This window comes from Algibacter sp. TI.3.09 (assembly GCF_038154905.1).
Taxonomy (GTDB): Bacteria; Bacteroidota; Bacteroidia; order Flavobacteriales; family Flavobacteriaceae; genus Algibacter.
Genome location: NZ_JBAKAN010000001.1, coordinates 1855754 through 1876972, shown reverse-complemented (window position 1 = coordinate 1876972; position 21219 = coordinate 1855754). Strand labels below are relative to the sequence as shown.

At 33.4% G+C, this 21219-nt stretch carries 20 protein-coding genes, 1 tRNA gene and 1 pseudogene; 12 read left to right on the top strand and 10 right to left on the bottom strand.

The window, feature by feature from the left end:
- Nucleotides 1-2: 2 nt before the first annotated feature.
- A pseudogene (locus V6246_RS07560) lies at nt 3-1286 on the top strand (glycosyltransferase); the annotation flags it as partial.
- A gap of 14 nt (nt 1287-1300) precedes the next feature.
- On the opposite strand, the gene V6246_RS07555 reads toward V6246_RS07560, so the two are convergent.
- The 3 genes from V6246_RS07555 to V6246_RS07545 form a co-directional block, all read right to left on the bottom strand.
- The gene (locus V6246_RS07555) at nt 1301-1879 is read right to left on the bottom strand and encodes a YdeI/OmpD-associated family protein (RefSeq protein ID WP_341559849.1); all 579 of its coding nucleotides are present in this window, start codon (nt 1877-1879) and stop codon (nt 1301-1303) included.
- On the bottom strand, nt 1879-3453 hold the full coding sequence (locus tag V6246_RS07550) for a M1 family metallopeptidase (RefSeq protein ID WP_341559848.1): 1575 nt from the start codon (nt 3451-3453) through the stop codon (nt 1879-1881). The genes V6246_RS07555 and V6246_RS07550 overlap by 1 nt, the downstream gene beginning before the upstream one ends.
- Before the next feature lie 276 nt (nt 3454-3729).
- Entirely contained in the window at nt 3730-4476 is a 747-nt protein-coding gene (locus V6246_RS07545; protein WP_341559847.1) for a hypothetical protein, read from the bottom strand.
- A gap of 202 nt (nt 4477-4678) precedes the next feature.
- Between V6246_RS07545 and V6246_RS07540 the strand changes: the two genes are divergently transcribed.
- The 5 genes from V6246_RS07540 (at nt 4679) to V6246_RS07520 (ending at nt 9368) form a co-directional block, all read left to right on the top strand.
- The gene (locus V6246_RS07540; RefSeq protein WP_341559846.1) at nt 4679-5545 is read left to right on the top strand and encodes a PPK2 family polyphosphate kinase; all 867 of its coding nucleotides are present in this window, start codon (nt 4679-4681) and stop codon (nt 5543-5545) included.
- 202 nt (nt 5546-5747) lie between these two features.
- Nucleotides 5748-7160, top strand: coding sequence for a M20/M25/M40 family metallo-hydrolase (locus V6246_RS07535; RefSeq protein WP_341559845.1), 1413 nt, complete (start codon nt 5748-5750; stop codon nt 7158-7160).
- Nucleotides 7161-7628: a type II secretion system protein GspG gene (locus tag V6246_RS07530; RefSeq protein ID WP_341559844.1), complete on the top strand. Its 468-nt coding sequence runs from the start codon at nt 7161-7163 to the stop codon at nt 7626-7628.
- Nucleotides 7629-8183, top strand: coding sequence for a hypothetical protein (locus tag V6246_RS07525; RefSeq protein WP_341559843.1), 555 nt, complete (start codon nt 7629-7631; stop codon nt 8181-8183).
- Between the two features lie 177 nt (nt 8184-8360).
- Nucleotides 8361-9368 carry a T9SS type A sorting domain-containing protein gene (locus tag V6246_RS07520; RefSeq protein WP_341559842.1) on the top strand — a complete coding sequence of 336 codons (1008 nt, stop codon included), beginning with the start codon at nt 8361-8363 and terminating at the stop codon, nt 9366-9368.
- A gap of 47 nt (nt 9369-9415) precedes the next feature.
- Here V6246_RS07520 and V6246_RS07515 read toward each other — a convergent pair whose 3' ends face one another.
- Both V6246_RS07515 and lysA read right to left on the bottom strand, forming a co-directional pair.
- Nucleotides 9416-10354, bottom strand: coding sequence for a sterol desaturase family protein (locus tag V6246_RS07515; RefSeq protein ID WP_341559841.1), 939 nt, complete (start codon nt 10352-10354; stop codon nt 9416-9418).
- A gap of 136 nt (nt 10355-10490) precedes the next feature.
- Nucleotides 10491-11726 carry a diaminopimelate decarboxylase gene (gene lysA / locus V6246_RS07510; protein ID WP_341559904.1) on the bottom strand — a complete coding sequence of 412 codons (1236 nt, stop codon included), beginning with the start codon at nt 11724-11726 and terminating at the stop codon, nt 10491-10493.
- Nucleotides 11727-11920: 194 nt separating this feature from the next.
- On the opposite strand from lysA, the gene sucC reads away from it, so the two are divergent.
- Nucleotides 11921-13111 carry an ADP-forming succinate--CoA ligase subunit beta gene (gene sucC, locus V6246_RS07505; protein WP_159017992.1) on the top strand — a complete coding sequence of 397 codons (1191 nt, stop codon included), beginning with the start codon at nt 11921-11923 and terminating at the stop codon, nt 13109-13111.
- A gap of 147 nt (nt 13112-13258) precedes the next feature.
- A complete protein-coding gene (locus V6246_RS07500) occupies nt 13259-14221 on the top strand; it encodes a D-2-hydroxyacid dehydrogenase (RefSeq protein ID WP_341559840.1) in 963 nt (320 codons plus the stop codon).
- A 26-nt stretch (nt 14222-14247) separates the two neighbouring features.
- Here V6246_RS07500 and V6246_RS07495 read toward each other — a convergent pair.
- Both V6246_RS07495 and V6246_RS07490 read right to left on the bottom strand, forming a co-directional pair.
- A tRNA-Leu gene (locus V6246_RS07495) sits at nt 14248-14333 on the bottom strand.
- Between the two features lie 69 nt (nt 14334-14402).
- Nucleotides 14403-14798 (bottom strand): hypothetical protein, encoded by a 396-nt coding sequence (locus V6246_RS07490; RefSeq protein ID WP_341559839.1) that lies wholly within the window; start codon nt 14796-14798, stop codon nt 14403-14405.
- A gap of 122 nt (nt 14799-14920) precedes the next feature.
- Between V6246_RS07490 and V6246_RS07485 the strand changes: the two genes are divergently transcribed.
- Nucleotides 14921-15361 (top strand): Lrp/AsnC family transcriptional regulator, encoded by a 441-nt coding sequence (locus V6246_RS07485; protein ID WP_341559838.1) that lies wholly within the window; start codon nt 14921-14923, stop codon nt 15359-15361.
- A gap of 16 nt (nt 15362-15377) precedes the next feature.
- Here the strand turns inward: V6246_RS07485 and V6246_RS07480 are convergent, their stop codons facing one another.
- Nucleotides 15378-15758: a VOC family protein gene (locus tag V6246_RS07480; RefSeq protein ID WP_341559837.1), complete on the bottom strand. Its 381-nt coding sequence runs from the start codon at nt 15756-15758 to the stop codon at nt 15378-15380.
- Nucleotides 15755-16972 carry an MDR family MFS transporter gene (locus V6246_RS07475; protein ID WP_341559836.1) on the bottom strand — a complete coding sequence of 406 codons (1218 nt, stop codon included), beginning with the start codon at nt 16970-16972 and terminating at the stop codon, nt 15755-15757. The genes V6246_RS07480 and V6246_RS07475 overlap by 4 nt, the downstream gene beginning before the upstream one ends.
- Before the next feature lie 292 nt (nt 16973-17264).
- Here V6246_RS07475 and V6246_RS07470 point away from each other — a divergent pair, with 292 nt between their 5' ends.
- Together V6246_RS07470 and V6246_RS07465 are read left to right on the top strand one after the other, a co-directional pair.
- The gene (locus V6246_RS07470; RefSeq protein WP_341559835.1) at nt 17265-17786 is read left to right on the top strand and encodes a DUF4252 domain-containing protein; all 522 of its coding nucleotides are present in this window, start codon (nt 17265-17267) and stop codon (nt 17784-17786) included.
- Nucleotides 17787-17791: 5 nt separating this feature from the next.
- Nucleotides 17792-18397 (top strand): DUF1684 domain-containing protein, encoded by a 606-nt coding sequence (locus tag V6246_RS07465; protein ID WP_341559834.1) that lies wholly within the window; start codon nt 17792-17794, stop codon nt 18395-18397.
- A 57-nt stretch (nt 18398-18454) separates the two neighbouring features.
- On the opposite strand, the gene V6246_RS07460 is transcribed toward V6246_RS07465, so the two are convergent.
- The gene (locus tag V6246_RS07460; RefSeq protein WP_341559833.1) at nt 18455-20320 is read right to left on the bottom strand and encodes an ABC-F family ATP-binding cassette domain-containing protein; all 1866 of its coding nucleotides are present in this window, start codon (nt 20318-20320) and stop codon (nt 18455-18457) included.
- A gap of 105 nt (nt 20321-20425) precedes the next feature.
- Between V6246_RS07460 and V6246_RS07455 the strand changes: the two genes are divergently transcribed.
- A complete protein-coding gene (locus tag V6246_RS07455; RefSeq protein ID WP_341559832.1) occupies nt 20426-21217 on the top strand; it encodes a polysaccharide biosynthesis/export family protein in 792 nt (263 codons plus the stop codon).
- Nucleotides 21218-21219 lie beyond the last annotated feature (2 nt).

Here is a 21219-nt window from a genome sequence, read left to right as displayed (position 1 = left end):
AAACTATGAAATCAATATTAATGATCTCTTTACATGGATATGTAGGAGCAAATCCAGAACTTGGTAAGCCTGATACAGGAGGGCAAGTAGTTTATGTTTTAGAACTTGCAGAACGTTTTAGTCGGTTAGGTAAACGAGTAGATTTGGTAACACGTCAATTCGAAGATCAGCCAGAGTACGATAATGTTCATGAAAATTATAGTGTTTGGCGAATTCCTTTTGGAGGTAAAAAATTCATTAGGAAAGAAGATATGCACGACCATCTTAAAGCTTTTGTAACAAATACTTTAGCGGCAATAAAGAAAGAGAATAAAAAATACGACGTGGTTTATTCCCATTACTGGGATGCCGGTTGGGCAGGCCAAAAAATAGCTGAAGAATTAGGCATATCTCACGTGCATACACCGCATTCTTTAGGTTGGTGGAAACAGCACAGCATGGGGAGTGATATGGAAGAAAAGGAAATGGAAAAGACCTACCGTTTTAAAGAGCGTATTAGAAAGGAATATTTTGTTTACCAAATGTGTAACTATATTGTTGCAACAACATTGCCACAAGTGGATCTATTGACTCAGCAATACGATGTGCTGTCTAAAAATTGCACTATGATTCCGCCTGGTATTGACGAAAACCGTTTTTACCCAGTGCCTTCCAAAGAAAATGATAAAATTAGGGCAAAATATGATATACAACCTACCGATATTCTGGCTTTAGGAAGAATGGCGCATAATAAAGGTTACGATTTACTGATTAGAGCACTCCCTACCGTTTTTGAACTTTGCCCAGAAGCGCGATTAGTCGCAGCCATTGGTGGTGACCAGTCTGAGCAAGATGATAAAGGCGTTGCAGGTTTAAAAAAACTAGCTAAGGAATTAGGGGTTTTAGATAGAATAACATGGAAAAACTATATCGCCGATGAAGATTTAGCAAACGTATATCGCGCAGCTAATATTTTTGTAATGCCTTCTCGATATGAACCTTTTGGTATGGTGGCTATTGAAGCTATGGCATGTGGAACACCAAGTGTAGTAACTGTACATGGTGGTTTATACGATTTAATAGATTTTGGAAATCAAGCATTATTTGCTGATCCGCATAGACCTACAGAGTTTGGAGCTATGATGGCAATGCCTTTGTTATATCCTAAAATGCGAAATGAGCTATCTGTGGAAGGTGCGCGTTTTGCTAGACGTAATTTTGGATGGACAGGTATTGCAAAGCGTATGCTGCAAGTGTTTACAAATTCTATTAGTCAAAACACCATGGAATCTAATCTCTTTTATTAACAGCGATTCTTAATTTACCAAGTATCTCTACTTTTAATATTATTAGCGCATAATCGAATAATTTCGGTTATGCGCTTTGTTTTTGTAGCCTCACGTTTAGCACTGTTTAACCAAAATAAATAATGTTTTTTATAGGAAGGTGCAAAGTTTTGGTAATTTTTAAAAGCTTCAGGGTTTTCATCAAAGGCCTTTTTTAAGGCGTCTGGTATAATGCCTTTGTCAACAGAATCTAGTGCTGTCCAGCTGCCGTTTTGTTTGCCAATATTTATAATATCTAAACCAGATTGGTGTATTAAACCTTCTGCAGTAAGCGTTTTAATATACTTTTTGTTTAAGGCGCTCCAAACACTTTTCTGGTTTCTTGGAGAGAAATATTGCCTACGTTTTCCATCGCCCAAGCTTTTTACTGTAGAATCTATCCAACCATAGCAAATGGCAACTTTTACGGCTTCTTCCCAACGCATGGAGGCTTCTTCATTTTCAACTTTATAAAAAATCAAATAAACGCCTTTAAAATCTTTATGGTTTTCATGTAGCCATTTGCGCCAAGCAGTATCTGTTTTAAAATAGAGTTCAGGAGTTTTCAAAGGCATTATATTTTCTTTGATTCAGCATAAAAATCGATATCAACATCTAAGGTTGATATTTTCGAATTAAAGTCTAATGTTTTCCATTCAGAAGTTGGTTTTAACCAAACGTTTTCATCATTTATTTTAACTTCAAGAGGCATGTCAAAATCGGTAACAATGTTTGTCCATCTGTATTTTAGTTCTTTCTTGTTAATAGAATATTCTAAAGTAGGGATTTTCACAGATCTTAAATATTGATTGAAAAACGCTGTTAAATCAATGCCTGATTCTTCAGATAAAAAATCTTCAATTTGCTTGGTAGTTACTGTTTGGTGATAGAATGTTACGTTCATTTTACGTAACATTTGTCTCCATTTTTCATCGTCTTCAATAAGTTGACGTAAGGTGTGTAGTATATTAGCACCTTTGTAATACATGTCTCCAGAGCCTTCCTTATTTACGTTGTAATTTCCAATAATTGGACGGTCGTTTCTAATGCTGTTTCGAGTTCCAACTACATATTCCGAAGAGGCTTGTTTTCCGTAGTAATAATCTAAAAATAAATTTTCCGAATACGCTGTAAAACTCTCATGGATCCACATATCGGCAATATCTTTATTCGTAATATTATTGGCAAACCATTCATGTCCCGATTCGTGAATAATGATAAAATCGAATTTTAAGCCCCAACCTGTTCCCGATAAATCACGACCTAAATATCCTGGTTTGTATTGGTTGCCATAAGTAACCGAACTTTGGTGTTCCATGCCTAAATAAGGCACTTCCACTAGTTTGTAACCGTCTACATAAAAAGGATATTGTCCAAACCAATGTTCAAACGCTTTCATCATTTTTGGAGCGTCTTTAAATTGTTCTTTGGCTTTTTCTAGGTTATCTTTTAAAACATAATAATCCATGTCTAAATTTCCACCTTGACCATCATAAACTTCAGAAAAATGAACATAATCGCCAATGTTTATATTTACGCCGTAGTTATTAATAGGGTTTTTTACAAACCAACTATATGTTTTGGTATCTCCAATACGCTCTTCAAGTCTCAACCTTCCGTTCGATACATTCATTAAATCTTTTGGCACGTTTACGCTAATAAGCATACTGTCTACTTCATCATACATATGGTCTTTACATGGCCACCAAACGCTAGCGCCTAAACCTTGGCAAGATGATGCAATAAAATCATTTCCATTCGAGTCTTTTTTCCAAGAAATACCACCATCCCAAGGTGCGTTAACGGCTTCTTTCGGGTTGCCTTCATAATATACATCTAAACTTTTTACAGTATTTAAAGCTTGGTTTTCTTGAAGTTTTATAAAGTGAGCATTGCCATCATGTTTAACATCAAGTTCAATATTATCTTGAACAACTTTAGTTATTTTTAAAGGTGATTGTAAATCAATTTGCATTACAGAATCGGCTTTCAATACTTTATATTGAATGGTGTTTTTTCCGGAGATAAATTTATGTTCCGGGTCCACTTTTATGTCTAAATGATAATAGGTTAAATCCCACCATTCGCGCTCAGGAGTAATACTTCCGCGTAGCGTATCTTGCCTTGTGAAATTATGTTTTTCTTGCATTAGTCCTTGTGAAAATAACGATATAGAAAATAGAAACATTAAGGAGCAAACGGGCCATTTAAATTTCTGAGTAAACATGCTTTTTGGGTATTTGTTAGTTAATATATTTAGCGTTTATACAATAGTATTATTTTTTACGACTCGAACCAAATATATTCTATAACTGATCAGAATAGATTAAATCTATTTGTTTCTAAAATATTTTAATTCATACTATAAAAAAACGCCTCAAAAATAAATTCGAAGCGCTGTGTTTTTAAGTTTTGAGTAACAGGTTTAGTTGGCGCACAAATCTAACTGCGTTACATAATCTGAAGCTAATTTTTTTAAGCTCGAAATATAATGCGTCTTAATAGTTTCCATGCTTTCTTGAGATACATCTGTATCTGCAGCTGTTAACGTATTACTGTTGTTACACAATTTTAAACTTTCATTATAAGTTTTAACTGTAGAGCTAATTGCTAGTTTGTATTTACCTATAAGTTGTTTCTTTTCTAAAGCCAAAGCTTCCGTTTGTTGTTCGGCTAACTTCTGCTTTATTTCTTGTTCTTTAAGTTTTAAAGCCGCTTGTTGATGCTTTAATTGCTCTTGTTCTTTTTGTAAATTGGCTAAGGCATTATTTTCAGTTGGTGTTTCTTCAACTTCAATATTATTAGCATTGTTGTAGGCACATTTGTCAATTTCAATAACGCTTTGTTTACTTAAATCTCTGGCGCGTTTTACATAAAATCGGCCATCTTCATTTGTTGTTGCAGATTCTACCTGAACTAATAAATCTGAAACCTGATTAGCTAAATCAAGGGCTTTTTTACAATTACAATCTGCTAAATTTTGCTTAGATAGTTTTATAGATTCTACCGAGCGGTTCGAATAGTATTGTAAATGGCTAATATTGTTAGAGTCGTAAGCATCCTTAACATGCGAGTAAGAATTAATTAAGTAAGCACTTGCATCTTCGCAATTTCCTTGGCCCTGCATGGCGTAGGTTAAAAATAAAATAGGTAGGAGTAAAAGGGTTTTCATAATAAGTAGGTATTTAATAGGGATTTGGATGGGCTAAAGTATTAAAAACAATTTGGTCGAGGGTGCCGTTTGTCGAAAACACAGATAATACTTGGTATTGCCCTTAAAATTCGGGGTATTCACTATTTCTAAATTCGGTTAGTAAGTGGTTTAATAAATTCTTTATTATATTTATACAAATTAATTTCCGCAACACTGTTATATGAAAAATATTGAAATAGATAAATTTAAGGTAACCTCAAATATTTCCCTAAAAAACTCCGAAACTAAATTGGTAATAGACGATGCTAAAAGTGAATTAAAAAGCATTCGTAAAAAACTGGGTGAGTGGCAAAACATAATGTATGCGCACGATAAACACGCGGTTTTGGTCTGTTTACAAGGTATGGATACCTCAGGGAAAGATAGTTTGGTGCGCGAAGTTTTTAAAGAGTTTAATGTGCGTGGTATCGAGTGCCATAGTTTTAAAGTACCAACCGATTTGGAGCGTGGTCACGATTATTTATGGCGTCATTATTTAGTACTTCCACAACGTGGTAAATTTGGTGTTTTTAACCGTACACATTACGAAAATGTATTAGTAACTCGAGTGCATCCCGAATATATTTTGGGCGAAAATATTCCTGGAATAGAAACTGTAGACGATGTAAATGAAGCCTTTTGGGATAAGCGTTTCGAGCAAATTAATAACTTCGAAAAACACCTAGCCGATAACGGTACCATAATATTTAAGTTCTTTTTAAACTTATCTAAAGAAGAGCAAAAAACCCGATTATTACGCCGTTTAGATAAGCCTGAAAAAAACTGGAAATTCTCGCCCGACGATCTTAAAGAACGTAAACTATGGGACAAATATCAAGACTGCTATCAAGATGCCATAAATAGAACCTCTAAGTCACACGCGCCTTGGTACACTATTCCTGCCGACGATAAACCAACAGCTCGATTATTAGTCGCAAAAATTTTACACGATAATTTAATTAAATACACCGATATCACAGAGCCAGAATTAAACGATAAAATTAAGGCTAATTTAGAGAGTTATAAAGCTCAATTAGCTAATGAGTAAAAGGTTTTGGGCGTTTTAAAACGCTTTCACTACTCGCTCCCTTCCGTTGGTCGGGGAGCTTAAACAGGCCGTTCAATCGTTAACGCAATTTCGGCTGGTTAATTAACAAAAAGTTATAATTTTCAATCAAGCTCGGTTTTGATGAAATATTATCTTTAGCAAAAAATAACCAATCCATATTAATAACCAAAGTATATTACTAATGATAAAATTAAAAAGAGTTTTAACAATTGCAATGGCTTTAAGTTCTGTTGTTTTAGTTGCCCAAAGTGATGAAGATGTGCTTAAAACCATCTACAAACAATCTTTAACAAACGGACAAAGTTACCAATGGTTAAATCATCTTTCAAATCAAATAGGGAGCCGTTTATCAGGGTCTTTAGGAGCAGAGAAAGCAGTGGCTTACACCAAAGAAGAACTCGATAAATTAGGATTAGATAAAGTTTGGTTACAACCCGTAATGGTACCACGTTGGGTACGTGGAGCAAAAGAATATGCATTTGTAGAAACCGAACGCGGTAAAACAAATACGGTGAACATCTGTGCCTTGGGAGGTTCAGTAGCTACACCAGGTCTAGGTTTAAAAGCTAATATCGTTGAGGTTAAAAACTTTGAAGAATTAGAAGCTTTAGGGAAGGCTGAGGTCGAAGGTAAAATAGTATTTTATAATCGCCCGATGCAGGCAGATTTAATTAGCACTTTCGAAGCTTATGGTGGTTGTGTAAATCAACGTTACAGTGGTGCTGTGGAAGCTGCAAAATATGGAGCAGTAGCAGTAATTGTGCGTTCTATGAATTTAAGACAAGACGATTTGCCACACACAGGAAGCATGACTTATGGTGATTTACCAGTCGATGAACGTATTCCTTCAGCAGCCATTAGTACTAACGATGCTAATTTATTAAGTACTATGTTACAGCTTAATAAAGACATTAAATTCTATTTTAAGCAAAGTTGTAAACAGTTAAAAGACGTACAATCTTATAACGTTATCGGGCAAATTACGGGGAGTGAATTTCCAGATGAATATATGGTCGTTGGTGGTCATTTAGATTCTTGGGATTTAGGCGATGGATCTCACGATGATGGCGCAGGCGTTGTACAATCTATGGATGTTTTAAGATTATTAAAAGAATCTGGAATAACACCAAAACGTAGCATAAGAGTGGTGCTTTTTATGAATGAAGAGAATGGCTTACGTGGCGGAAAAAAATATGCCGAAGTTGCTAAACAAAAAAATGAAAATCATGTATTTGCTTTAGAAAGTGATTCTGGTGGATTTACACCTAGAGGTTTTAATTTCGATTGTAGTGATGCTAGTTTTAGTCAAGTTTTAAGCTGGGAGCCACTATTTAAACCTTACTTAATTCATTATTTTGAAAAGGGTGGAAGTGGAGCAGATGTTGGTCCGTTAAAAACCGAAACTAATGTATTGGCAGGTTTACGTCCAGATTCTCAACGTTATTTTGATCATCATCACGCTAGTAACGATACTTTCGATGCTATTAACAAACGCGAACTAGAATTAGGAGCAGCAACTATGACATCTTTGGTTTATTTGTTCGATAAATACGGCATTAACCCAATAAATACCTCAAGGAATATTAAAAAATAAATGTGGCTACTTCTAGCAGAATTAATAGTCGATTTATTACTCTTGTTTCAAGATATTAAATTTTGGTTTAAAAAAAGAAAACGGCGCAAATTTGAAAAAGAGCATGGACTTCCTAAAAAGTTCATGCTTTATCCTTCTCAAAAAATAATGCTAATTGTTTTTCCTATTTCCTTAATATTATTCATTTCAGGGGTATTACTATTTACAGATTCTAATCAAGATTCTACACGTAGTAAAATAGTTGAATTAGCAAAAATACTAGAAATAGAAAAACAAGATATAGGTCGATATCCAGAACAAATTGGTGATGTTGTTAGGAATAATCCGTTGAGACAAAATGTAATATTCGATTCGTGGAAACAAGAGTTTCACTATGAACCTCTTAATAACGGAACCGAATTTAAACTACAATCTTTAGGAAGTGATGGTGAATTAGATACAAGTGATGATATTAAACACAATAAATAAATGATGAAGTTTACAATTCTTATTTCATTTTTAATAATCAATTTAGGAGCCATGGCGCAAGAACAGGAGTTACCATATTATGAGCTAGAAGAACCAATCGAAAATTACACAGCAGGTAGTGTAGCAGCAAGAATGATAGATGCTCTTGGATTTCGTTATTATTGGGCTAGTGAAGGTTTACGTGATGTAGATTTGGATTATAAAGCAAGTGAATTGGGACGCACTAGCGCAGAAACTATCGAGCATATATTGGGTTTATCTCATTTTATTCTAAGTTCAATTTCAGAAGAAAGTAAAAAAACGGTTGACAAAAAGATGTTATTTGAAGATCAAAGAAAGCAAACTTTATTCAATTTAAAGAAAGCCTCTAATATTTTGAGGTCGAGCAAAGATTTATCAGAATTTGATACAGCAAGACATCCTTTTTGGAACATGATAAACGGACCAATTTCCGATGCTATTTGGCATTGTGGGCAATTGGTAACACTGCGCCGGGCTTCGGGTAATTCATTAAATTCTAATATTAATTTGTTTAGTGGAAAAATTCGTGATTAGAAGGCGTTTTTTAGCGAGATTATTTAATTATTCGCTTTAAAAATGATAATAATATAGTTTTTTTTAAAAGTAAAAAAATAATCTGTAATTTCTATGAAACGCTGTTTTTCATCGATTTAGGGGAGGGCGTTTTTTGTAAGTTTGTGCTACAATTAATCCTATAAATTACAAATTACTATGAAATTAAAATTACTTTTATTACTTCTCGTTACGAGTTTGGGCTATTCCCAAAATTCGATACCTACGTTTGAGAGTGCGACAGGCTCTGAGTTTGCTGTTGTAAGCGCTCCAACAGACCAAAGTGCGGCAGGAGCAAATGCTACTTGGACTTTTAATGTTACTTATGACAATCAAAATACATCTGATGAGTATTCTACAACAGATGCAGCAATTTCTAACTATCCCGGTTCCACAGCTGTTATAAATACTAATGCTGGTACTACCCAAGTAAGTAAAATCTTTTTAGAAAAAAGTGGTGCAGTTATTTCATTTACTGGTGCTGAGAGCAACGGAGTAAATCTTGTCTATACAGATAAAGGAGAAATAGGAAGTTTTCCCTTAGCATATGCCTATAATCCTAATGCTGATGATATAGCAGGAAGTTTTTCTTTTAGCGGTAACAATGGAACATTTACAGGTACTATGAGTAGAAGTGTAGATGCTCAAGGAACATTAAATGTAAATATAAGTGGTTTAACAGGCGAAAATTTTACAGGAGGAGTTACTCGACTGAATCTTGTACAAGATTTAGAATTATATATGATTCCTGATGGGTTGCCATTCCCGATTAAGGTTGCAGATTTAGAGCAAACATCTTATTATTACTATAAGGATAATGGAGATTTAGTTTTTAGAACAACTCGTATAGATATTTCGAGTGATTTCTTTGATAATGAAACTTTTGAAACAGCTGAAAGCTTAACAACTAGTACCCTTGGTTTAAACGATCAAACTTTAAGTCAAGTAGAATTTTCTATTTTACCTAACCCTGTAAAAGAAGAGTTAAACATTAATGTTAAGGCAGAAGTAGAGTCTATTTCAATAGTAGATCTTTCTGGTCGTCAAGTTTTAAACGTAAAAACTAACCAAAGAAAGTTAGCTGTAGATCAGTTACAATCTGGTTTATATATTGCAAATATCGCTACAGATAAAGGTGTGTTCTCTCAAAAATTTGTGAAGCAATAATAAAATATTCGTATTTACATTTTATATAAAAAAACAAAACCTGAAAATTAAATTTTCAGGTTTTGTTTTTCTAATAGTTTTCTTTGTTGCTTAATGGTAAGCGAACTTCCATCATGACTCCAACCAGGAGCAGCAAATGCATACATAAATTTATGATACCAGTTACTCGACTTTTTCATATCGTTCCAGATATCTTTGTATTCGTGCGTTAAAATCACCAAAGGATTGTATGAGTTTGGTGCATGTGTAACACCGTATTTTATTTCTATATTTTCATCTAGTTCTTTCCAAGTCCCAAATATTTTATCAAAAATATTTAAGAATCCACCGTGGTTTTTATCCATGTACTCAAAGTTTTGAGCATGGTGTACTTGGTGCATGGTGTGTGTGTTCATAAATTTTTCTATAATTCCCATTTTAGGAATATAAACAGAGTGTAATTGAAACTGCCAAAGGGCTTCAATACCTAAACAAACCACGAGCATTTCTGGCGGAAAGCCAATAGCAACAATCCACATGTAGAAAAATGGTTTGTATAAAATAGTAAACCAACCGTTTCTTACGGCTGTACCTAAATTAAAATTATCTGATGAGTGGTGCACAATGTGAGCCGCCCATAAAAAACGAACATTATGGTTTTGACGGTGGAACCAATAATAACTAAAATCGTCTAATAATTGACAAATTATCCAAATATACCAAGCATAACCAAAAGATTCGTATCCCATAATATTAGTGCGCACACCATCTACTAAAGGGTTAAAAACTTCGTATACATAATTAAAAAGTACAATAGCCGCAATAGTTTTTGTAAGTGGAGCTAATACCGCAGAACCAATACCCATGGTAAGGCTGGCACCTAGATCTTTCCAGTTGTATAATTTTTGACTTCGTTCTTCTTTACGATGCTTACTGTATGAGAGTTCTAATAATATGAGTCCTAAAAAACAAGGAACTCCATATACTAAAGGGTTTGTAAAATCCATTGAAAAATATTTGTTTGTCTCCAAAAATAGCGTGATTTTGCTCGAAAACCTTAATAAAAATAGTTTTTTTGAATAAAAAAATCCGTTTCAAGATAAATTTACCTTAAAACGGATTTAAAATTTTATAAACAGTAACTTATTTAGCGGCTACAGTTTCTTTTTTTTCAGAAAAATCGACAGCTATTTGATTGTGTAAAATATCATCAAAAGTTTCTCTTTTTCTAATTAAATGTGCTTTTTCATTGTACCATAAAACTTCTGCAGGGCGTAAACGTGAGTTATAGTTACTTGCCATAGAGAAGCAATAAGCGCCTGCATTTTTAAAGGCTAAAATATCACCTTCATTTATTTCGTTTATTCTTCTGTTATTTCCAAAAGTATCGGTTTCACAAATGTAACCTACCACGGTGTAAAAACGTTCACGACCTTTTAAGTTAGAAATGTTACTAATTTCATGATGCGATCCGTAAAACATGGGGCGGATTAAGTGGTTGAATCCAGAATCTACCTGTGCAAAAACAGTTGATGTAGTTTGTTTTACCGCATTTACTTGCGCTAAAAAGTAACCCGATTCGCTTACTAAAAATTTACCTGGCTCAAAAGCTAAGGTTAATTCTTTACCGTAATCTTTACAGAAATCGTTAAATCTTTTTGAAAGTTTTTTTCCTAATTCTTCAATATTAGTTTCTATATCGCCTGGTTTGTAAGGCACTTTAAAACCAGAACCAAAATCGATAAACTCTAAATTATCAAATTGTTTTGCCGTTTCAAACAAAATTTCACTTGCATAAAGAAACACTTCAATATCTAAAATATCACTTCCGGTGTGCATATGGATACCGTTAATATTCATTTTAGTATTTTCAACAATACGTAAAATGTGCGGTATTTGATGAATTGAAATTCCGAATTTAGAATCAATATGTCCAACAGAAATATTTGCATTTCCACCAGCCATAACATGTGGGTTTATTCTAATACAAACCGGTGTGTTTGGGTGTTTTGCACCAAACTGTTCTAAAATAGAAAGGTTATCAATGTTTATTTTAACACCTAATTTAGCAGCTTCTTCAATTTCGTTTAAAGAAACTCCGTTTGGTGTAAAAATAATTTGCTCAGGCTTAAAACCAGCAGCTAAACCTAATTGCACCTCTTGTATAGAAACGGTATCAATACCAGAACCTAAACTATGTAAAAGCTTTAAAACAGAAATGTTTGATAATGCTTTTACCGCATAATTAAGTTTTAACTTCTTAACATTTTTAAAAGCACTAGTTAAGCGTTTATACTGATTCTCAATTTTATGACCATCATAAACATATACAGGGCTGCCAAATTCGTTGGCAATTTTAAGCAATTGACTCTCTTGCATGGTTTTTATAATTTTTGTCAAAGATATTTTTTTTGCTTCAATAAAAAATAAATAAAGTAAAAATTATACAAATTAAACATTTTGTTAATTATTTAACACTGAAAAATGGATAAATGATAATTTCCGCATAAAATAATTAGTGTAATTACCAACGATTATTTACATTTGTTGCACTTAAAATTATCAAGCAGATTATGAATTTACACGAATATCAAGGTAAAGAAATATTAAGCAGTTTTGGTGTACGTATCCAACGTGGTATGGTTGCTCAAAATGCACAGGAGGCAGTTGCTGCCGCAAAACAATTAACTGAGGAAACGGGAACAAGCTGGCACGTGATTAAAGCACAGGTTCATGCAGGTGGTCGTGGAAAAGGTGGCGGAGTAAAATTAGCCAAAAACCTTAAAGAAGTTGAAGAAATTGCAGGACAAATTATTGGGATGGACTTAGTAACACCTCAAACGTCTGCTGCTGGTAAAAGAGTACACCAGGTTTTAGTTGCTGAAGATGTTTACTATCCAGGTGAAACTGAAACTAGCGAATTTTATGTATCTGTTTTATTAAATAGAGGTACAGGTCGTAACATGATTATGTATTCTACTGAAGGTGGAATGGATATCGAAACTGTTGCAGAAGAAACTCCACATTTAATTTTTACTGAAGAAATAGATCCAAATACAGGTTTATTACCATTTCAAGCAAGACGCGTAGCATTTAACTTAGGGTTATCTGGTTTAGCGTTTAAAGAAATGACAAAATTTGTTACTAATCTTTATACAGCTTACGTAAAATCTGATTCTTCATTATTTGAAATTAATCCTGTTTTAAAAACAAGTGATAACTTAATAATGGCAGTTGATGCTAAAGTGACTATCGATGATAATGCACTTTACAGACATAAAGATTACTTAGCTTTACGTGATGTACGTGAAGAAAGTGCTATTGAAGTAGAAGCAGGAGAACTTGGCCTTAACTATGTAGACCTAGACGGTAACGTTGGTTGTATGGTAAATGGTGCTGGTTTAGCAATGGCAACTATGGATTTAATTAAGCAAGCAGGTGGTGAGCCAGCTAACTTTTTAGATGTTGGTGGTACTGCAGATGCTGCACGTGTTGAAGCTGCATTTAAAATTATATTAAAAGATCCAGCTGTAAAAGCTATTTTAATTAACATTTTTGGTGGTATTGTTCGTTGTGATCGTGTTGCTCAAGGTGTTATTGATGCTTATAAAAACATGGGAACTATTAACGTGCCAATTATTGTACGTTTACAAGGTACCAATGCTGATATTGCAAAAGAATTAATTGATAACTCTGGTTTAGCAGTAATGAGTGCTACAGAATTTCAAGAAGCTGCAGATAAAGTACAAGAAGTATTGGCTTAAGCTTTTACTACATTATATATTAAAAAGAGTAACGTTTAGGCGTTACTCTTTTTTTTTGTGATATATTTTGAAATAGTTGCTGTTATTATAATTTTCTTATAGTTTTATAGTTGAATGATTTTTGAAAGAAATTAAGAGCAAAAAGATATGAAAATAGTAGTTCTAGACGGTTACACATTAAACCCAGGAGATTTAAGTTGGAAAGCAGTTGAAGCCTTTGGCGATTTAGAAGTGCATGATAGAACAACTTTTGATCACGACACTATTATTAAACATATAGGTGAAGCTGAAATAGTGCTTACCAATAAAACACCTTTGCCAAAAGCGGTTTTAGAGAAAGCTCCAAACCTTGAATATATTGGTGTTTTGGCAACAGGATATAATGTTATAGATGTGGTAGCTGCTAAAGATCTAGGTATTGTGGTGTCTAATGTTCCGGTTTATGGTACACAGGCCGTAGGGCAGTTTACTATGGCACTTATTTTAGAATTGTGCCATCATGTTGGCGACCATAATAAAGCCGTTAAAAATGGCGATTGGACGAAGTCTAAAGATTTTTGTTTTTGGAATTCACCACTTATAGAACTTTCAGGTAAAACCTTAGGTATAATAGGTTTTGGAAGAATAGGGCAGGCTACAGCAAAAATGGCGCAAGCTTTTGGATTAAATATTTTGGCTTATAATCGAAGTCAAGATTTACGATTGGAATCGGAAACTTTAAAATATGTTGAATTAGATGAGCTGCTTAAGCAATCGGACTTTGTGAGTTTGCATTGCCCATTAACTGAAAATACAGAAGGATTAATAAATTCGGATTCTATTTCAAAAATGAAGGATAGCGCGTTCTTGATAAATACATCTCGAGGCGGTTTAATTGTAGAAGAAGATTTAAAAAATGCTCTTAATAACAATAAACTAGCCGGAGCGGCTGTAGATGTTGTTTCTAGCGAGCCTATAAAAGCAGATAACCCTTTGTTAAATGCTAAAAACTGTATTATTACGCCACATATTGCTTGGGCATCAAAAGAGGCTAGAGCACGATTAATGCAAACCACAGCAGATAATATTGAAGCTTTTTTAGAAGAAAAACCAACTCATGTAGTGAGTTGAATATTTAGGTAGAAATAATAATAAAGTGCGCACGAGAAGATTCGAACTTCCACATCCTAAAACGGATACTGGCCCCTCAAGCCAGCGCGTCTACCAATTCCGCCACGTGCGCATTTGAGGTTTTAAATCGGGCGTAAATATAATGATGTCTTTGTGAACTAAAAATATAAAAAGCAAATAATTACAAAGTAAGTAACCAACTGCGTTGAAGTTTTTTGAATTTCTTTAATTCGCTACGTAAAATAGGTAAAAAGTCTTTACCATTACTGTCAGATTTTTCTAAACGGTACGAGTTTTTATAAAGCATATTTGTTAATCGTCTTAAAGATGCAATATGCTTGTATTTTCTTTCAGAATAACGTTCTAACTCAGCATTTACAATCTCGGGAACAAGTGATACCGATTGCTGAATAATATCTCCAGAAAAATAAATATTTGCATCTTCTGTTCCATCGGCTTTTAAACCCGATAAATCGTGATTTAAATACATAGAAATACGTTGAGATAAAGATAAAATCTCAATGGCTTTTTTATAAACCGGTAATTCCGATAGATTTGATGGGGTATTAGATGTCATTATTTTTACCTCTAGCAATTTTATCAAATTTAGCGACAAGAAATTACATTTCTCTTTAGATTTTAAAGTAAAAACGTATATTTGCTTTAAATATTAATTTATTATAGTTAAAATTCTTTTAAATGAAGTTTGATGCACTTAATAGTAAGATTTTAAAGTGTTTACAGCAAAATGCACGCATGTCTAACGCCGAAATTGGCAGACAAGTTGGTATAACTTCGCCAGCAGTTTCCGAGCGTATTAAGAAAATGGAAGACCTTGGTGTTATAGAAGAATATAAAGCCATAGTATCTCCTTTTGAAATGGGATATCAATTAAAAGCCATCATTACGCTTCGTGCTTTTATGGGGAAATTAAAGCCTTTTTTAGAAAAGGTTAAAACGTATGATGAAGTGGTGAATTGTTACCGTATTACAGGCGACGAAAACATTGTAATGGAAGTGGTTCTAAAAAATAATAAACACTTAGAAGTCTTTATTGATCAATTGATAAGTTACGGCGAAACGAAAACACAAATTGTACTGTCTCGTGTTATTAAACAAAAAGAAATTAAGCCGATTTAAGCCTTTTAATTTACATTTAGGAAGGTATGCGCCAAGCCGGATTTTTTCTGTTTTCTCCTGCATAGAATAAAATAATATTATTGCCATCAGGATCTTTCAAATGCGCTTCGCGCCAAAGCCAAGGTTTATCATTTGGTAATTCAGTAAAAATAATACCTTTCTTAACAAGTTTTTCTACCCAATCATCTAGATTTTCATCTTCAAAATAAATAGTTATCCCGTTTCCTTTAGGTAATTTTTCTTCTTGATGTATTGAAAACGTCGCATCACCATCTGGACATTCAAAACGTACATATCTTGGAATTGAATCTACAATAAGCTTCAATCCCAAAATAATGTAAAACTCTACTGCTTTTTCAACATTAATAGAGGGTATGGTTATTTGGTTTAAATTCATGCTAGTCTTTTCTTTTTCTGTGTATTTAAATATCGACTTAAAGTGAATAATAAAAGTACGCAAAAGCCGGCTAGCATTGTAAAAATGTACCACGTATTATCGAAACCTAGATCGTCAACCATATGCATACCTGCGTTATGTGCAAAAATATGAGCAATAGAAAAAGCTATGGAATAGAGTGCCATATATTCACCTTGATTTCCTTTTTTTGCACGATCTAACGCAAAAGCATTCGAGAAAGGAAACGTAATCATTTCACCTAAACTCATAAACAACATACCAATTATCAATACACCAGTCCAAGCGGTTAGGTTTAAAACTAGGATGCTTATACCAAGCAATATGGTACCGAAAACCATGAGACCAGATTTGGTGAAATTGGTAGTTTCTAGCCATTTTATCAACGGCATTTCTAAAAGGAAAATAACAAAACCATTCATACCTAAAAGAATTCCAATATCAAACTCTGTTAAGTGATGTATATCTTTGTAGTACAAAGGCATGGTAGAAAAATACTGTAAAAATACAATGCCAAATAATACCATAGCGACTAAGAATATCAAAAATGCTTTATCGTGATATGCAGAGCTTGGGTTTTCATTTTTTACTGTATCTAATACTCTAGCTTTTTTAGGGTGTAAAACTTTAATAAGTAAACCTGTTGCTAAAATACAAGTTATGCCATCTACCCAAAATAAACCACCGTAACTTAGTGTTGTAATTATTATACCGCCAACTGCTGGACCTACCGAAAAACCAAGGTTTATAGCAAGTCTAATTAAGGTTACCGATCGTGTTTTGTTCTCAGGTTTGCTGTATGCGCTAAGTGCAACAAACATGGCCGGACGAAACATATCGGCAACGAGCATCACTAAAAATATACCAAAGCAAAAGCTTGCAAAGGTGTTTAGAAATTGAAGCGCAATAAATAAAACCCCGGTTGAAATTAAACTTCTAACCATTACTTTGTAGTAACCAATTTTATCGGTTAATTGTCCGCCAAGCCAAGATCCAACCACAGAACCAAGACCAAAGGCACTCATAATCCATCCAACATCTTTTAAAGTGAAATCTAGATTTTCGGTGAGATAAAGCGATAAAAACGGTATAACCATGGTGCCAGCTCTGTTTATTAAAGTAATAAGAGCAAGCCACCATACTTCGTGCGATAAGCCTTTAAATGTGTTGATGTAGTTGTTAAATAGTGTTTTCATTTTTATTGATTTTAATTGCTTAGTTAGAGCAACTTTTGAGAAATATATTTTTGATGGAATTTGAAATTTTGGAAAACAAAAAAGTCCGACTGCGAAGTCGGACTTTTAAAATACTGAAAATAATATATGTTTATATCATCACAACATAGAGCAAGCCCAACCTGTTCCCTTATAGCGAGAGGTCCATAACTTTCTATAAATAGTGACGTTACTTTGCATTATTGATAATTTATTTGGTCAAATGTATTTAAAATTTTCTTAAGTTGTATTTTTGAAATGAAATAATTTAAAAATGAAGAAAATATACATAGGTTTAAGTTTGTGCTTTTTACTGGTATCGTGTGGTAGTAGTTTTCAAGGGTTTTATAACAATCATAAAGCAGATATGGGAACCACATCTTTTCAAGTTCCTAATTTTATGAAAGCAGTTTTAAGTCAAATTTCACCTGAAGTAAAACATGCTATCGGTAATATATCAGACTTGAAATTTATAAAGTTTGATGCGCTTAGTAAGTTTAAACGTGAGAGTTTAATTGCTGAAATGAATGCCGTAACTAATAGTGGTTATACCGATGTTTTTAGAAAGAATGATGTAGTTAATACGCGTATAATTTCAGTAAAAGAATTAGGCGTAGTGGTAACCGATGCTATTATCTTTAATAGTACAGAAAACGAAACAACAGCTTATTATTTACAAGGGAATTTTGACCCGGAAAAAATTAAATCTCTAGCAGATGAAGATGCTTTTGGCGAATTTTCTAACAGTTTAATGCAATCTTATAATACCAATATAAACCCATCTTTTAATCCATAAAAACAATGAAGAATTTAATGTTAATGGCTGTAGTTTTAATGTCTGTTTTTAGTTGCGGGCAAAATAAACGTCCCATTTTAGGGGAAACGGAATTCCAAAAAACAATAAATGCAGAGTATAAAGATGCTTCTACATCACCACTAAAAGACAAAGACAGAAAGGTGTTTGAAAGTTTAGAGTTTTTTAAATTTGATTCTACTTATGTTGTTACAGCTCAATTTAAACGTGTTGAAAATGCCGAATGGTTTAATATGAAAACTACAACAGACCGTGTTTCTAAAGAGCGTGTTTATGGCGTTTTGACTTTTGAATTGAAAGGAGAAACGTTTAGTTTAAATGTTTATCAAGGACAGGAATTAATGAATAAAGAAGGTTTTGAAGATTATCTGTTTCTTCCTTTTTTAGATGAAACTAATGGTTTGGAAAGTTATGGTGGTGGTCGCTATCTCGATATGAAAATCCCAGAATCTAATACCGTAATTATAGATTTTAATAGCGCCTACAATCCATATTGCGCTTATAATGAGCGTTTTTCTTGCCCGGTTGTACCTCGTGTTAATTATTTAAAAACCCGAGTAGAGGCTGGTGTTAAAGCGTTTAAAAAACACTAATATTTTAATTCCCATAAGTTTGTTGAGCTTATGGGAATATATAGTTGAATGTGGTTGTTAATCGTCAAGTTTTGCTGAAAGCTCTAACCAACGTTCTTCTTTTTCTTCTATGGTATCAATAATAACTTGAAGCTTGTCGGAAAGTGCATTTATTTCGTCGGGTGTTAAATCTGGATTATTAAATTTTGCTTCTAGTTCTTTTTTATCAAACGTTAAAGATTTTATTTTACTTTCAATGTTATTTAATTCCTTTTCTTCGTTGTAAGAAAGTTTTTTTGCATCCGTTTTTTTCCAAGCATTTTTCTCTTTTTTATCCTCGGTATCAGCTGCGGAAATAACATCTTGACTGTCCTCGTAAATCCGGTAATCGGTGTAGTTACCTGGGAAATCTTCAATTTCACCTTCGCCTTTAAAAACAAATAAGTGATCGATTACTTTGTCCATAAAGTACCTGTCGTGAGTTACTACAATTACGCAACCGGGAAAATCTAAAAGGAAACTTTCTAGTACGTTTAGTGTTACAATATCTAAATCGTTGGTAGGCTCATCTAGTATTAAAAAGTTTGGGTTTTGAATTAAAATGGTGCACAAGTACAAGCGTTTACGCTCACCACCACTTAGTTTTTCAACAAAATCGTATTGTTTTTTTCTACTGAATAAAAAGCGTTCTAAAAGTTGTTGTGCAGAAATTTGCTTTCCTTTTTTTAACGGAATATAATCTCCAAACTCACGAATAACGTCTATAACCTTTTGTTCTGGTTTTATAGTAATTCCGCTTTGAGTATAATAGCCAAATTTTACAGTTTCACCTTTGGTAACTTTACCAGAGTCGGGCTGAGCAGTTTGGGTTAATATATTTAGAAATGTTGTTTTTCCTGTTCCGTTTTTTCCGATAATACCAACACGTTCTCCTTTTTGAAACATGTAGTTAAAGTTATCTAGAATTGTTTTGTCTTTAAAGCTTTTTGATACTTTATGAAATTCTAAAATTTTACTTCCCAAACGTTCCATGTTTAGTTCTAATTGAACTTCGTGATCGTTACGGCGTTGGTGCGCACGATGTTTTATATCGGCAAAATCATTAATTCTAGATTTAGATTTTGTAGTACGTGCTTTTGGTTGACGACGCATCCAAGTAAGCTCTTTTTTGAAAAGTTGCTTAGCTTTGTTGGTTTCTATGGCATCATTTTCTATACGAGCTTCTCTTTTTTCTAGGTAATATGAGTAGTTTCCTTTGTAATTAAAAATTTGACCTTCGTCTAATTCTATAATTTCATTACAAACACGTTCAAGGAAATACCTGTCGTGCGTTACCATAAAAAGTGTAATATTTTCTTTAGCAAAAAAGGATTCTAACCACTCAATCATTTCTAAATCTAAATGATTTGTTGGCTCATCTAAAATTAGTAAATCTGGTTTGTTTATTAAGGCATTTGCTAGCGCTAAACGTTTTATCTGTCCACCAGAAAGTATACTTACTTTTTGGGATAAATCTTCTAATTTAAGTTTAAAAAGGATTTGCTTGTATAGGGTTTCAAAATCCCATGCTTCATGGCGTTCCATAGCATCAAAAGCGACTTGGTAAGCGTCTGTATCGTCTGGGTTTAGAAGTGCTTTTTCATAATTCGAAATCACTTTTAAAATTGGGTTTTCACTAGCGAAAATAGTTTCTTCAATTGTTAAGTTTTTATCAAACTTAGGGTCTTGAGATAAAAAAGAAACGGCAATACCTTTTCGGAAAGTTACGCTACCAGAACCAGGTTCGTCATCTCCTGAAAGAATATTTAAAATAGAGGTTTTACCCGTGCCATTTTTAGCCACGAAAGCTATTTTTTGATCTTTGTGGACACTGAAAGAAACGTTTTCAAAAAGTGTAAGTTCTCCGTAAGATTTCGATATGTTTTCTACTGTTAAATAATTCAAGGCTATTTGTTTTTTTACAAAGAACGTCTAAAAAACCAAAAAAAAGGGTATAAGTTTTATTCTTCACGGTGAAAAGTTATATTTGTGGTTAATCTATTAGCCTATATGTTAAAACAATTTGCCTTTTTTATTCTTGTTGCAATTACGTTAGTTAATACTTCCTGTATCACAAATAAAGACGTTGTCTATTTGCAAGATAAAGGAACTGTAATTAGTGATTCTTTGCAAATACAGGCATTGGCTAAGCCTTACAGGGTACAGATTAATGATATTTTGAGTATCGACGTAAAGGCTTTAGATAAGGAATTGGTTGAAATTTTTAATCCCACAACTAATGATGTTGGTAATACGCAACAAGCGCTTTATTTTACTGGGTTTACGGTGGATTTACATGGTAATATAGAATTCCCCATTTTAGGAGAAATTAATGTGCTCGGTTTTACAGTAGAGGAAATAGAAGATAAGGTAAAACATGAGTTATTACAGCAGTATTTTAAAGAAACGGCTCAAATATTTGTTACTGTAAAACTTGCTGGTTTGAAATACACAACGGTTGGAGAGGTTGTTAGTAAAGGTGTGCAAGTAATTTACCAAGATCGCGTTAATATTATTGAAGCTATTGCAAATGCAGGAGACATTCAGCAAACAGGAGATAGAACAGATGTTTTAATTGTGAGGCAATATCCTGATGGTCAAAAAATACATCATATAGATTTGACTGATATAGCAGCAATGAAATCTGAGTTTTATTATATACAACCTAATGATATTATTATGGTAAAACCATTAAAGCGTAAATCTTTAGGGGCTGGTGAAACGGCTACGCAAACACTTACTACAATTGCTAGTTTGTTTTCAGTTGTTATTAGTACTTATTTTTTAGTAAAGAATTTGTAAGC